Source organism: Ruegeria sp. CDSA079 (genome assembly GCF_059612245.1).
In genome coordinates this window covers 54,630-67,336 of record NZ_JBXWQF010000013.1, presented here as the reverse complement: position 1 = coordinate 67,336, position 12,707 = coordinate 54,630, and the positions used below count along the sequence as shown (strand labels likewise).

Here is a 12,707-nt window from a genome sequence, read left to right as displayed (position 1 = left end):
GCTAAATTGCCAACACTGACAAATTCAAGTTTAGAACGCGTGAGCGCTTTGTGAAGTTTCCTTCAGACAAAAAAAGCCGCTGCGTATGGCAGCGGCTTTCGAATTTTTTGATCTGTCAGGCAATCAGTTGCCGATTGTCTGCAGGTAAGCGATCAGGTCTGCACGGTCCTGCGGCTTTTTCAGACCGGCAAAACTCATCGATGTGCCCGAGATATAGGCACTTGGGCGCTCAATGAACGCATCCAGCGCTTCAGGCGTCCAATTGCCGCCATGCGCCTGCATGCTGGCCGAATAACCGGTGAAACCGTTGGCCGAGGCGACCGGGCGATCAACAACGCCGTACAGGTAAGGGCCGGTTCCATTTGCGCCGTCTTCCAGCTTGTGGCACGCGGTGCACTTGCGGAATACTTTAGCGCCTTTCTCAACGTCAGCGGCGGCCAGCAGGTCTTCGAAGACCACTTCTTCGCCGTCGGCGCTTTCGCCCGAGCTTTCGGTTTCGATAATGTAGGCGGCCTCAGCCGAGCCATGGCCACCGGAAGAATAGAGGACGGTTGCCCCCCATTTGGCCAGAAGCAGCACCAGGAAAGTGCCGAACAGGCCTGCGGCGGCCTTGGTAACTGTCATCGTGTCGAACATTGATCGCGTGTCCATTTCAGCTGTCTGGGCTGCTGTCTAAGGCTTCCCCTTGCGAGAGGCAAGGTATAGACACCGCGACGAAACGACAAAATCGCGAACTTGTTGCATGGAATCGACCAAATGACCAATCGCATTGCTTTTCAGGGCGAACCCGGCGCCTACAGTCACGAAGCCTGCCGCAACGCTCGGCCCGATATGGAAGCCCTGCCCTGCCGCACATTCGAAGATGTGATCGAATCGGTTCGTTCCGGTGCCGCGGATCTGGCGATGCTTCCAGTCGAAAACACAACCTACGGCCGGGTTGCCGATATTCATCGTCTGTTGCCCCATAGCGGGTTGCATGTCATCGACGAGGCATTCGTGCGGGTGCATATCAACCTGTTGGCTGTCCCAGGCGCAAAACTGGAAGACGTCACCGAGGCCCATTCCCATCTGGTGCTGCTGCCGCAATGCGCCGGTTTTCTGAAACAGCATGGCATACGCGGACGCGTCAGCCCGGATAACGCGCGCGCCGCGCGCGAGGTGGCCGAGGTAGGCGACCCCCACTCTGCTGCGTTGGCCAGCGAACTGGCGGGTGAGATTTACAATCTGAATGTTCTGGCCCGCCATATCGAGGACAGTGACGACAACACGACCCGTTTCCTTGTGATGTCTCGCCAGTCCGATCTGTCACGTCGCGGCGAACACGGCATGATCACCAGCTTTGTGTTTCAGGTCCGCAATATCCCTGCGGCGCTGTATAAGGCGATGGGCGGCTTTGCCACCAACGGGATCAACATGACCAAGCTGGAAAGCTATATGGTCGACGGATCCTTCACCGCGACACAGTTCTACGCAGACATAGTCGGGCACCCTGACGACCGAAATGTTCAACTGGCCATGGATGAGTTAGAGCATTTCACAACCAATGTTGAAATCCTGGGCGTCTACCCGGCAGCGCAACCGCGCGGCTAGGGTTCTATTCCTTCGATCGGGCAAATTCAGACTGGCGCAGGTTGCTGCGCCACACCTGAAGGATCGTTTGTACATTAAACTCGACACCTACAGTTGAGTTTATTTCCATATCGTGGACCCTTCCGGCATGGATTTCAGAGTGATCCTGCGCTGCGCTTCCAATTGGACGATCACCGCGCAAACGCTCACGTGCGTTTAACTCCGCGACCGGACAGCGAACTGCAACAAAAAGCACGTCGAAAGGTCGAAGCAGCCTGTGCAGATCTTCGACCCAACCCGGGGTGTCCAAAATGTGTTCCACGATCAGATTGTTGCCCGCTGCAGCATATCCCGCCAGCGACTGATGAAATCCGTCAAAAACCGCAGATCTGTCAGCGCGCCAATCAAACTCTTTGTTGCGGTATCGAGTCAGCGGCAAAACCCCGGACTCGCGCAGATGATCAATGGAAATGTGCCAGAACGGCAGTTCGATCCTCTGCTGCAAGGCCCGCGCTATGGTCGATTTTCCGCTGCTCGATGCGCCGTGCAGAAAGATGATGTGCGACATCCGGGCCTCTTCCGCTTAATCAACACAAGAAACAGAGTAACAGTATTCTCTATGCCCCATGCAGATGACGCTGTTCCAACTCACGCGCAAATTCACTCAGCCGGGATTGCAGCTGTTTGCGAAACCGGGACTGGCCCAACTTCACCGATTGCAGCAACAGGCGCGCAGGCAAAGTCTTGGCGGCCAGCGACATCTCAAGGCTCAGGCGCGTTCTGCGTGGCGACAGGGCTAGAAAATCCACACTCGTCAGACCGGTCATGCCCTTGCTGCTGGCTTCAAAACGCATTTGCGAAGGCCGGTCGTAATCTGTCATCACCACTGACATCTCGCGCAATTTGCCGCGCAGCTTGAACTCTGTCTGCCATTCAGTTCCCGCAGCAAAGATCGCCTCCGAACCCGAGCGCCTTACGTCGATTCCCCGACGCATTGCCATACGTTCGAACCGCTCGAAATCCGACACCATATCGAACACCGCGTTAATTGGGGCTTCGATATCCTCTCGCGCTAAAAACTGCATGATACCCTTTGAAGATTATGGCCGCTCCTATATTTCGTTAGTCCAACGTATCCGCAAGCCAGTTCTCAAGAAGAAAATGGGCGATTGCACCTTTTCGGGCGGGCAGCAGGTTTGGATGGTCCCCGGCAAATGCTTGCATCATCTCGGATTTACTTACCCACATGGCCTCTTCAATCTCGACGGGATCAATCACGATGTCACGCGACAACGCCTCTCCCGCGCAGCCAAACATCAACGAAGCCGGGAATGGCCAGGGCTGACTGGACAGATAGGAAACGTCCCCGACGGGCACGCCCGCCTCTTCCATCACCTCGCGGCGCACGGCGGCTTCAAGGGTTTCTCCGGGCTCGACAAAGCCCGCCAGCAACGAAAACATACCCTCGGGCCAACCCGGAGACCGCCCCATCAGCACACTGTCCCCATGCGTGATCAGCATGATCACAACCGGGTCGGTGCGCGGGAAATGTTGCCCGCCGCATGACGGACAACTGCGTTGCCAACCACCTTGCGATATCTCACTGGCGGCACCGCAGCGCGCGCAAAATCGATGCGTTTCGTGCCAGCCGATAACCGCTTTGGCCGTCGCGGCCAGTTCGGCATCCCGCGCCGACAATCGCGTCATGATCCGGCGCAATTCGGCGAACACATACCCTTCCGGCAAATCCGGGTGCTGCTGTTCAGACTTGTCTACGAACTCGCCCAGTCCGGTCAGGTCCAGACCTTCTGCCGTCCAGGCCGAGATATCCACCGCAAAAAAAGGCGCATCTTCGGCGGTCATACCCAAAAAAACCGGGGCCTCAACTACCCCACCGGGCCCGTCGCTGACCAGCGGATGCGTCATCGGCAGTAAAGCAAGCTGATCCAGCCCGTCGCCTGCAACCAGGATTTTCCCCCGCCACACCATCATGCACTGTGCGGTCGGGTTGCGCATCGCTTCGGCAATTGATTCGGCATTCCCGCGCAAATGAGCGGCCCGATCCAGGCCCGAGCCGCCAAACGTCACCTGCTCTGCGTTTTTCATTCGATGTCCTTCTGGTCCTGCGCACAGGGCTGCCATGTCTGTGCCCGTGTTGCAATCGCAATTCCGGCTCTTGCAACACGTGAGACTGCCGCCGAAAAGCCGCATGGTAGCCTCGGAAAAATCATTTAAGTTACGCCCTGTACCATTTGATCAATTACCTTAGTCAAAAGCAGACTTTTTAAAGTGAAGCAAAACCCATCGACTCAGATACGCCCCGCAAAAGACTGCGGACGCGTACGCATTCTGGCCACGACCGACCTGCATATGCATCTGACAGGTTTTGACTATTACACAGACACACCGGACCCGACGCTTGGACTGACGCGTACCGCCAGCCTGATCCGCGCAGCTCGCCAGGAAGCCAGTGATGCGTTGGTTCTGTTGGTGGACAATGGGGACGCGATACAGGGAACTCCACTGGGCGAGTGGGCAGCGCGGAACGACACGCCGCATCCGTTGATGCAGGCCTTCACAAAGCTGGATTATGACGCCGTGGGTCTTGGCAACCATGATTTTGGGTTCGGGTTACCAAAATTGGACAATATCCTCTCACAAGCCCCGTGCCCGGTTTTGTGCAGCAACCTGCATCGTTTGGACGGTCAGCAAACGTGGCAGAGGTATACGATACTGGACCGCACCGTTCCTGTGGGCGACCTAAACATACCCCTTCGTATCGGCCTGATTTCCGTTCTTCCGCCGCAGACAACGTGCTGGGAAGAGCATCACCTGAACGGAACGGTCATAGCCGAAGACATCCTAACCACCGCCCGCGAGCTGACAGAGCTTTTGCGCGCCAAAGGGTGTGATCTGATCGTGATGCTTGCCCATTCCGGACTGGGCCAATCAGAGGCTGCAGAAGGTATGGAGAATGCCGTCATCCCTTTGGCCGCCATCGACGGAATCGACGCCATTGTTGCCGGGCACACGCATCTGACCCTTCCAAGTCGCGCCAATGCCAACACCTCGTATCTCAATCAAACAAAAGGGTTGGTGCACGGGACACCGGTTGTCATGGCCGGTTCTGCCGGGTCTTACCTTGGCGTAATAGACCTAGTTGTCGCTCCGCGGCCGGATGCCGGGTTCAGCATTGCAGAGTGTCGCGCAGAACTGCGCCCGTTTCTTGTGGCCGGCGCGGCAGTTGACGAAGATCAGGACATGGTGCGCCTGCTCGCCGATGCCCATCGTCAGACCCGTGACGCAGTAGCCAAACCTGTCGCGCAAGTGCCAGACGCCATGCATAGCTATTTCAGCTTCTGCCTGCCAGATCGCGGGCTGGCTCTGGCTGCCGCTGCTCAGGCCTCTGCAGTGCGCCCTTTCTTGCACGGTTCCGCGTTGGAAGAGTTACCGCTTCTGTCAGCCGTTGCACCGGCCAAAAGCGGCGGACGCGCTGGCCCCCGACATTATACAAATGTACCGGCGGGACAAATATGCCTGCGCCATGTTGCTGACCTGTATCCGTATAGCAATGAGTTGCGGGCGATCCAGATCAATGGTGCAGAATTGCTGGATTGGCTTGAAATGTCGGCAAGCGTGTTCAACCAGCTTGCGCCCGATTTCGAAACGGATCTGATCAACCCCGAGCGGGCCGGATATAATTTCGACGTCATCTTTGGACTGACCTATCAAATCGATCTGTCGCAACCTGCACGTTTCGACGTCGAAGGACGGGTGATCGACCCAGACAACAGGCGGGTTCGTGATCTGCAAATTGGTGGCCAATCCGTTCCTCCCACACAAAGGCTTGTACTGGCTTGCAACAATTATCGCACCAGCGGAGGGGGGCATTTTCCTGCGGCATCCGCAGCCCGGCATATCAATCTGCCGCCTCTCGATATCAAGGACCTGGTGCGGGATTATCTGTCTGATCGCCTTCCTCCCGATCCAATAACGCGGCACCCCTATCCGTTTACATTGGCAGCCCAAGCGGGCACAAAAACCGTACTTCGAACAGGGCCGGGTGCCCTTAAACACATTGATGAATTGCTCAAGTTCGATCCCAAGGTGCTCAGCCCCGATGACACAGGATTCGAGCGTATCCATCTGACGTTCTGACGGGTTGTCTTTTTCCTCTGCCTTCCCTATATCCAGAGTCGAGAGGTTGGCGCGGGCGAGCGCCTCGCCAACCTGGTCAGGTCCGGAAGGAAGCAGCCACAACGAGCCCCGCTTGGGTCGATGTCCAACCTCTCACTTCATGAACGTTAGCCGCAGGAGGGCTTTATGATTGTAACAAAAACCCTTCGGGCAGTACGGTTCTGATCTCACAATACCAGCCGACTGCCTGAACACATGACCCGGGGATGCGCGATCGCCATCCGTTGGGATTGCTGTTTCTGACAACAGGCAGACCAATGCATTCTTCTCTTTCGGACCTGGGATGGTCCTCTCATTTTGCCGCGCAACACGCGGCTCATCCTTCGTGCACGCCTTTTCGCATCGCTTCTGTTCATCGGGACCGCCTAATCGGGCTGAACCCAGAGGGCGAATTTCCACTGCTGACCCCTGATCAATCGACCGGTAGCTATGCCGTCGGAGACTGGGTTCTCACTGACAACGACAAACGCGTTCACCATCTGCTCGACCGGCGCAGCCTACTGCAACGACGAGCTGCAGGTACAGGTGCTGCAACGCAACTGATCGCAGCCAATGTCGATGTGCTGTTCATCGTCAGTTCGTGCAACGCAGATTTCAACCCGCCCCGGCTAGAGCGTTATCTGGCGCTTGCGCATCAAGCAGGATGTTACCCAGTCATTGTCCTGACAAAGGCTGACAAATCTAATGACCCCAAGCGTTTCTCAGGACAGGTGCAGGCCCTGGACCCGTATCTGACAGTTCTGGCAATCAACGCACTGGACCCAGCGGAAATTGAAACGGTTCTGTCCTGGTGTCCTAAAGGCCAGACGGGCGCGCTGGTTGGGTCGTCAGGTGTTGGCAAGACGACACTGTCCAACGCCTTGACCGATCAAGATCTTGCCACGTCAGGTATTCGAGAGGACGACGCTCGCGGTCGGCACACAACTACGGCACGCGCATTACATCGGATGCGCAACGGCGGCTGGCTGATCGACACGCCTGGAATGCGCGCTTTGCGCTTGCTGGACGCTCAGGACGGTATCGACGAAGTTTTTTCAGACCTCACCGAACTTGGCCTGAACTGCCGCTTTTCAGATTGTCAGCACGACTCCGAGCCAGGCTGCGCGGTACAGCAGGCAATCAACCAAGGCGTGCTTGATCCTGCCCGCTTGGATCGTTGGCGAAAACTTCGGCGCGAAGATCAGCGCAACTCGGAAACTGTCGCCCAATCCCGGGCGCGGGACAAAGCGTTTGGTAAGATGGTGCGGGGTGTCATGCAGGAACAAAAACTGCGCAAAGGGCGATAGCTGGAAGGTGTACGTCAATTCGTGTGCCGCGCCTGGTCAAGCGATCAGGCGCGGCCATACTGCCGCATTGCGCCGGGCAAATGCTCCGATATGGCCAATCTCCGGCAATCCGAAATCATCAGACCTAAGCAGGTGCCGCTTAGCCTCGGTGCCATAAAGGTCGGCAAGCCGCCAGACCGCTTCTGGCGGGACCATCTGGTCGTCTTCGAAAGTGAACAAGTCCACGGGTGTACGAGAGCCGTCCCAACGCGTCTCCGGAAGGTATTGTCCGATTTCAGGCACATAACTCAAAGGTGCCGTGCACCATTTGCGCCATTGCCAGTAGACCGAGGCCGGCAAGTCCGCGCCAAACCCGATTGCCTTTCCCGGCAGATAGCCCAGCGCTTTTACCAGCAATGGCGCGTGCCCATACCAGAACACACCGGCCAATCCTCGATAAGGCCACGGGTGATCACTCAGGGTCACTAGCCCCGAACACACGGAAATCATTCGATCGATCAGATCAATATCCGGCTGAACCGGCCCCAGCATCGCACCTATCGAATGACCAATGGTCCACTGCTGCGCATCAGGATAGCGCCTGCGCATTTCCGCCCGCGCCGCTGGCATGTCGATCAAAGCCCAATCCGCCATTGTCGCACGTGCATCCTTCATACGGCCGGTCAGAGAATGCCCAAAATCCCGGTAGTCATATGTCAGGCACGCCATGCCTCGCTCTGCAGCCAGCCAACGTGCGAAGTGGCGATAATAGTCGCGCGGCACGCCTGTTGCGCTGTTCAGAACAACCACGGTCTCGGGTTCTGTGATCAGTCGGTACAGCCGCGCTGATAGGGTCGTCGACCCGGACGGAAAGAGGAAATCTTCGGTCAAAACCGCCTGCTCTGTGTCCAACATGATCCCTGACCCTGCGCTGAAAATTTACTTGCTTACCTTCAATGGTGAAGACTCTACGCGGGAACTTTCCACCCATCCAGCATGACCAAACGTCGGGCGAAAAGATCAGCTTGACTCGGCACCGGGTCAGACGCTAGCGGTTGTGTGATGGTTCCTGTCCCCCACAAGGGGTCGGGATGAAAAGGGAACACGGTGCGGTTCAGCCTGGTCATTCGGGTGCAAACCAAATCCGCGACTGCCCCCGCAACTGTAAGCGGTGAGCGATGCCAAAACACCACTGGCCCCCAGGGCTGGGAAGGTCGGCAAAGCCAAGACCCGCAAGTCAGGAGACCTGCCATCGGAATTGAAACCGAAACTCGGGCGGGGTGTCCGGGCAGGTCCTGACTGCACTTTGCCGTCCCACCTGACCCGATCTTCCTGTCCAACACGCGCGGAGGGCGCAGGATGATCTGGAAGACAAAGACACATGAATACAGCGCAACGGTATGTCAGCGGACAGGCAAAACCTGCCCCGCCTTGGCGCGACTTGCGCGCTCGGTTTCCGAGGCTATGACTCAGGCCACAGCGGCCACAGGCGACGAATTCGAGTTTGATGGCGGCAGTGAATTGGCGCATTGCGCGGAAGGGTGCCACGCAACCATTCGAGCTCAATCAGACAGAATTCGCATCTTTTGCGGCACACAGTCTGAAGTTCAGCCCGAGGACCTGAACGCGTACGCCGATCTGATCTTTGGGAATACGTTCACCACCTTGCCATCCGGCCTCATTGCAGACCCACCCTGCGCGATGATCGAGGTTATAACGCTGCGGCCCCGCAAACCCGTGCACGCGCCTGAACATCTTTCGGCCTAAGACTACACGACCTGAGTCTGAAATTCCCGTGCCGCCCAGGCCAGTTGGGCATCTGTTTCCACTGCACAGGGACGCAACACCCGCAAACGCTCAAGGGCCTTGTCTGCCCGCTCGCCGCATTCGACCATCAGCCTCAGGACAACCATCCCCGACCTGCCGCAGCCGCCCCGACAATGCACCAGCACCCGGCCTCCTCCAGCCAGGGCGTGCCGGGCGGCGGCGCTGACGCCGGGCCATGCCTCTTCAACTGCTGCAGTAGGTGCACCAAAGTCTTCGATCGGCAGATGCACCCATCGGCTCGCGCGGCTTTGGATATCGCTGCCGAAATCCTGCGCCCCATGCTGAAGCAGCTCGACATCCGTTGTCATTGAAACAACAAGCCCCGGCTTCCATGCCGCAATCGTTTCAAGATCACCCCCGTAATCACCACCGCGTCCGGGCATCGACGTCAGGGCAAGCGTTCCCCCTGCGACTTGCAAAGCATAGATAACCAGCTGCGACATGAACCTGTGTCCTCCACCCAGAACTCGTTACAAATATGAGTCTTTAAATCTGTTGGAACAGCTTAGTGCGAAACCGGCCGGTTTCTAAATCAAAAATCATCGCGCCATGCTGTGGACGTAAACGACAGCGGCCACTACGCTGTGCCGAAGCCCCGAATCCGACCGAGAAAACATGACCGACACTCCCAGCCCCGCCTATCAGGTTCTCGCCCGCAAATATCGCCCGGAAACCTTTGCCGATCTGGTGGGCCAGGATGCCATGGTGCGCACCCTGAAAAACGCATTCGAAGCGGACCGGATTGCGCAGGCTTTCATCATGACCGGCATTCGCGGCACCGGTAAAACCACCACCGCGCGGATCATCGCCAAGGGTATGAACTGCATCGGTCCCGACGGCGCTGGCAGCCCAACGACCGAACCTTGCGGCCAATGCGAACATTGCGTGGCGATCATGGAAGGCCGCCATGTCGATGTGATGGAGATGGACGCCGCCAGCCGAACCGGTGTGAACGACATCCGCGAGATCATCGACAGTGTCCGCTATCGCGCCGCCAGCGCACGTTACAAAATCTACATTATCGACGAGGTTCACATGCTCTCGACCAGCGCCTTCAACGCGCTGCTCAAGACGCTTGAGGAACCGCCTGAACATGTGAAATTCATCTTCGCAACCACCGAAATCCGCAAAGTGCCTGTCACGGTTCTGTCCCGCTGTCAGCGCTTTGATTTGCGCCGGATCGAACCAGAGGACATGATCGGCCTTCTGCAAAAGATCGCGGCTGCCGAAAACGCTCAGATCGCCGAAGATGCTCTGGCGCTGATCACCCGCGCAGCAGAAGGATCGGCAAGGGATGCAACCTCGCTGCTGGATCAGGCAATTTCGCATGGGGCGGGTGAAACCACGGCCGAACAGGTCCGCGCAATGCTGGGACTTGCGGACCGTGGCCGCGTTCTGGACCTGATGGACATGATCCTGCGTGGCGATGCCGCTGGCGCGCTGACGGAACTGAGCGGACAATACGCAGAAGGCGCAGACCCGTTGGCCGTCTTGCGCGATCTGGCCGAAATCACGCATTGGGTGTCCGTCGTAAAGATCACGCCCGACGCCGCCGAAGACCCGACTGTTTCGCCGGATGAACGGAGCCGTGGCCAGCACATGGCAGAGGCCCTGCCGATGCGTGTCCTGACCCGAATGTGGCAGATGCTGCTGAAGGCGCTAGAAGAAGTCTCTGCCGCGCCCAATGCCATGATGGCCGCTGAGATGGCCGTTATCCGCCTGACCCATGTGGCCGATCTGCCCAGCCCTGAAGAATTAATCAAACGGTTGCAGGATGCCCCGCCACCTCCGGCTGGTGGACCTGGTGGCGGCGCTTCGGTGTCTCGGCAGGGCGCAGTGCCTTTACAGGCCAGCGCGGCCGCGGCACCTGCATACGCAGCGCCCCCACGCGGCCCAATCGGCGCGCCCGTTGCCGCATTGGCACAGGATGTCCAGACGGCCCTGGCCCGGTATCCGACCTTTGAGCATGTGGTCGAACTGATCCGTGCCAACCGCGACGTGAAGCTTCTGGTCGAAGTGGAAAACGGCGTGCGGCTGGTGTCTTATCAACCCGGTCGGATCGAATTCACCCCTGCCGCGCAGGCACCGGCCGACCTTGCGCCCCGGTTGGGTTCTGCCCTGCAACGCTGGACCGGAAACCGGTGGGCTGTGTCGATAGTCTCGAACGGGGATGCACCGACAATTGCGGAAATACGGGACGAGGCCGAGCTAGCCCTGAAAGCCGAAGCCGAACAACACCCTCTGGTTCAGGCTGTGCTTGCTCAATTTCCCAAGGCAAAGATCACAAAAATCGAGACGCCAGAGCAACGCGCTGCCCAAGTCGAAACCGAAGCGCTTCCCGAAGTCGAAGATGAATGGGACCCGTTCGAGGAAGACTGACCCAAAAGCGCTCGATCCCGTGTCGCAAACGAAGCAGATTGACACTTCAAACGATTACACCCTTCCATGATGTTAGGGAGGGATTGCATGCGAACGTCACCACTGCACCCACGTTTCGGATTGGTCGTTCACGACCTGGATCTGCGCGACGTCACCAAACAGCGTTATTTTCCGGAAATTCGGCAAGCGTTCGAAACCCATTCTGCGCTCTTGTTTCCTGCGCAATCGATATCTGACGCGGATCACATGCGCCTTGCCGAACTTTTTGGGCCATTGGAAAACCGGGAAGCCATGGCAGCGGGTCGCGATATTGAGTTTCAGCTTCCCGAGCTGACAAACAAGACTAAGGATGGACTGAGTGCGAGAGACGATTTGCGCCTGTTGGACTTGCAGGCCAACATGTTGTGGCACACGGACAGCACGTTCCTGCCGACGCCAGCGCTGATCAACATGCTAACTGCGAAAGTCGTACCTCCATCCGGCGGTGAAACAGAACTCGCGTCGACGCGTGCCGCTTGGGCGGATATGCCAGATCATCTGAAATCCGCCCTCAAGGATGCCATCATCTGGCATCGGTTGTCACATTCCCGATCAAAGATTTCAGCCGACCTCGCTGCGCTGCCGAAAATGACGCGATGGCCGGATCGCCCATGGCGCGCAATCTGGCCAAATCCAGTGACCGGAGAAGAAGCTTTGTTCATCGCCTCGCACGCCTTTGCCATCGAAGGAATGGGGCATGAAGAAAGCCAGATCCTGCTGGACGAAGCCATCGCGTTCTGCACGCAGCCCGAATATGTCTATTCGCACCAATGGTCAGTCGGAGACGTTCTGATCTGGGATGAACGCGCAACGATGCATCGTGGCCGTCCCTGGGACTACAACCATCCAAGAACGCTGAAATCTATTTGTAGCTCTGTAACCGAGTCTGATGGTTTAAACGCAGTTCGTGTGGTTTGAAAAACCATCCCTCCCGCGCCCGCTTCGAGTCATCGGTCATGCCAAAGGGCTCTCCGACCGGCGGGACAACTCTTGTGCCACGCGGCTGCGGCCCGTATCTAGAACCCAAACAGAGACACAGGAGAATACCAATGCTGAAAGGACTCGGCGGGCTTGGCGGTCTGGGCGACATGGCCAAGATGATGAAATCCGCGCAGGATCTGCAAACGAAAATGACCGAAATGCAGGAAGAGCTGAACAACATGATGGTTGTCGGTGAATCTGGGGCTGGCTTGGTCAAGGCAACTGCAACGGCCAAGGGCGACCTGAAAGGTCTGGACATCGACCCGTCCATTTTTAACGGCGACGACAAGGAAGTGGTCGAAGACCTGATCCTGGCCGCGATCAAGGATGCCCAATCCAAAGCGACTGAGCGTTCTCAGGAGGAAATGGCAAAACTGACCGAAGGCATGGGCTTGCCCGCAGACATCAAGCTGCCGTTCTGATAGACACTCCTGACGACCCAGAGGCCGG

13 protein-coding genes, 1 other RNA gene and 1 riboswitch are annotated in these 12,707 nt (G+C 57.7%); of the genes, 8 read left to right on the top strand and 6 right to left on the bottom strand.

The window, feature by feature from the left end; genetic code table 11:
- Window positions 1-123: 123 nt before the first annotated feature.
- Window positions 124-636, bottom strand: coding sequence for a c-type cytochrome (locus AC2FJZ_RS14665; protein WP_050605039.1), 513 nt, complete (start codon window positions 634-636; stop codon window positions 124-126).
- Window positions 637-756: 120 nt separating this feature from the next.
- Here AC2FJZ_RS14665 and AC2FJZ_RS14660 point away from each other — a divergent pair, with 120 nt between their 5' ends.
- On the top strand, window positions 757-1,590 hold the full coding sequence (locus AC2FJZ_RS14660; RefSeq protein WP_050604995.1) for a prephenate dehydratase: 834 nt from the start codon (window positions 757-759) through the stop codon (window positions 1,588-1,590).
- 4 nt (window positions 1,591-1,594) lie between these two features.
- Here the strand turns inward: AC2FJZ_RS14660 and AC2FJZ_RS14655 are convergent, their stop codons facing one another.
- The 3 genes from AC2FJZ_RS14655 to nudC are packed head-to-tail and all read right to left on the bottom strand — an operon-like array spanning window position 1,595 to window position 3,675.
- Entirely contained in the window at window positions 1,595-2,137 is a 543-nt protein-coding gene (locus AC2FJZ_RS14655) for a chloramphenicol phosphotransferase CPT family protein (protein WP_496778488.1), read from the bottom strand.
- Between the two features lie 49 nt (window positions 2,138-2,186).
- Window positions 2,187-2,654 carry an SRPBCC family protein gene (locus AC2FJZ_RS14650; protein ID WP_496778486.1) on the bottom strand — a complete coding sequence of 156 codons (468 nt, stop codon included), beginning with the start codon at window positions 2,652-2,654 and terminating at the stop codon, window positions 2,187-2,189.
- Between the two features lie 37 nt (window positions 2,655-2,691).
- Window positions 2,692-3,675: an NAD(+) diphosphatase gene (nudC, locus tag AC2FJZ_RS14645; protein ID WP_496778484.1), complete on the bottom strand. Its 984-nt coding sequence runs from the start codon at window positions 3,673-3,675 to the stop codon at window positions 2,692-2,694.
- 183 nt (window positions 3,676-3,858) lie between these two features.
- Between nudC and AC2FJZ_RS14640 the strand changes: the two genes are divergently transcribed.
- The 3 genes from AC2FJZ_RS14640 (at window position 3,859) to rsgA (ending at window position 7,052) form a co-directional block, all read left to right on the top strand.
- Window positions 3,859-5,727 carry a bifunctional 2',3'-cyclic-nucleotide 2'-phosphodiesterase/3'-nucleotidase gene (locus tag AC2FJZ_RS14640; protein ID WP_496778482.1) on the top strand — a complete coding sequence of 623 codons (1,869 nt, stop codon included), beginning with the start codon at window positions 3,859-3,861 and terminating at the stop codon, window positions 5,725-5,727.
- A gap of 39 nt (window positions 5,728-5,766) precedes the next feature.
- Window positions 5,767-5,865: signal recognition particle sRNA small type (ffs, locus tag AC2FJZ_RS14635), an RNA gene on the top strand.
- A 158-nt stretch (window positions 5,866-6,023) separates the two neighbouring features.
- Window positions 6,024-7,052 (top strand): ribosome small subunit-dependent GTPase A, encoded by a 1,029-nt coding sequence (gene rsgA / locus AC2FJZ_RS14630; RefSeq protein WP_496778481.1) that lies wholly within the window; start codon window positions 6,024-6,026, stop codon window positions 7,050-7,052.
- A gap of 36 nt (window positions 7,053-7,088) precedes the next feature.
- Here rsgA and AC2FJZ_RS14625 read toward each other — a convergent pair whose 3' ends face one another.
- Window positions 7,089-7,946: an alpha/beta hydrolase family protein gene (locus AC2FJZ_RS14625; RefSeq protein ID WP_496778479.1), complete on the bottom strand. Its 858-nt coding sequence runs from the start codon at window positions 7,944-7,946 to the stop codon at window positions 7,089-7,091.
- Window positions 7,947-8,077: 131 nt separating this feature from the next.
- A riboswitch (cobalamin riboswitch) is annotated at window positions 8,078-8,299 on the top strand.
- Between the two features lie 91 nt (window positions 8,300-8,390).
- Between AC2FJZ_RS14625 and AC2FJZ_RS14620 the strand changes: the two genes are divergently transcribed.
- The gene (locus AC2FJZ_RS14620; RefSeq protein WP_496778477.1) at window positions 8,391-8,798 is read left to right on the top strand and encodes a hypothetical protein; all 408 of its coding nucleotides are present in this window, start codon (window positions 8,391-8,393) and stop codon (window positions 8,796-8,798) included.
- Between the two features lie 2 nt (window positions 8,799-8,800).
- Here the strand turns inward: AC2FJZ_RS14620 and AC2FJZ_RS14615 are convergent, their stop codons facing one another.
- Entirely contained in the window at window positions 8,801-9,301 is a 501-nt protein-coding gene (locus tag AC2FJZ_RS14615; protein WP_496670014.1) for a protein-tyrosine phosphatase family protein, read from the bottom strand.
- Between the two features lie 172 nt (window positions 9,302-9,473).
- On the opposite strand from AC2FJZ_RS14615, the gene AC2FJZ_RS14610 reads away from it, so the two are divergent.
- The 3 genes from AC2FJZ_RS14610 (at window position 9,474) to AC2FJZ_RS14600 (ending at window position 12,679) form a co-directional block, all read left to right on the top strand.
- Complete coding sequence (locus AC2FJZ_RS14610; protein ID WP_496778475.1) at window positions 9,474-11,237, top strand: DNA polymerase III subunit gamma/tau; 1,764 nt, start codon at window positions 9,474-9,476, stop codon at window positions 11,235-11,237.
- A gap of 87 nt (window positions 11,238-11,324) precedes the next feature.
- Window positions 11,325-12,194 carry a TauD/TfdA dioxygenase family protein gene (locus AC2FJZ_RS14605; protein WP_496778473.1) on the top strand — a complete coding sequence of 290 codons (870 nt, stop codon included), beginning with the start codon at window positions 11,325-11,327 and terminating at the stop codon, window positions 12,192-12,194.
- 131 nt (window positions 12,195-12,325) lie between these two features.
- On the top strand, window positions 12,326-12,679 hold the full coding sequence (locus AC2FJZ_RS14600; RefSeq protein ID WP_050604985.1) for a YbaB/EbfC family nucleoid-associated protein: 354 nt from the start codon (window positions 12,326-12,328) through the stop codon (window positions 12,677-12,679).
- Window positions 12,680-12,707: the final 28 nt, after the last annotated feature.

Excerpts from the sequence above, each read along its gene's own strand:
- AC2FJZ_RS14665 (WP_050605039.1), bottom strand. The coding sequence starts at position 636 with ATGTTCGACACGATGACAGTTACCAAGGCCGCCGCAGGCCTGTTCGGC.
- AC2FJZ_RS14660 (WP_050604995.1), top strand. The coding sequence starts at position 757 with ATGACCAATCGCATTGCTTTTCAGGGCGAACCCGGCGCCTACAGTCAC.
- AC2FJZ_RS14655 (WP_496778488.1), bottom strand. The coding sequence starts at position 2,137 with ATGTCGCACATCATCTTTCTGCACGGCGCATCGAGCAGCGGAAAATCG.
- AC2FJZ_RS14650 (WP_496778486.1), bottom strand. The coding sequence starts at position 2,654 with ATGCAGTTTTTAGCGCGAGAGGATATCGAAGCCCCAATTAACGCGGTG.
- nudC (WP_496778484.1), bottom strand. The coding sequence starts at position 3,675 with ATGAAAAACGCAGAGCAGGTGACGTTTGGCGGCTCGGGCCTGGATCGG.
- rsgA (WP_496778481.1), top strand. The coding sequence starts at position 6,024 with ATGCATTCTTCTCTTTCGGACCTGGGATGGTCCTCTCATTTTGCCGCG.
- AC2FJZ_RS14625 (WP_496778479.1), bottom strand. The coding sequence starts at position 7,946 with ATGTTGGACACAGAGCAGGCGGTTTTGACCGAAGATTTCCTCTTTCCG.
- AC2FJZ_RS14620 (WP_496778477.1), top strand. The coding sequence starts at position 8,391 with ATGATCTGGAAGACAAAGACACATGAATACAGCGCAACGGTATGTCAG.
- AC2FJZ_RS14615 (WP_496670014.1), bottom strand. The coding sequence starts at position 9,301 with ATGTCGCAGCTGGTTATCTATGCTTTGCAAGTCGCAGGGGGAACGCTT.
- AC2FJZ_RS14610 (WP_496778475.1), top strand. The coding sequence starts at position 9,474 with ATGACCGACACTCCCAGCCCCGCCTATCAGGTTCTCGCCCGCAAATAT.
- AC2FJZ_RS14605 (WP_496778473.1), top strand. The coding sequence starts at position 11,325 with ATGCGAACGTCACCACTGCACCCACGTTTCGGATTGGTCGTTCACGAC.
- AC2FJZ_RS14600 (WP_050604985.1), top strand. The coding sequence starts at position 12,326 with ATGCTGAAAGGACTCGGCGGGCTTGGCGGTCTGGGCGACATGGCCAAG.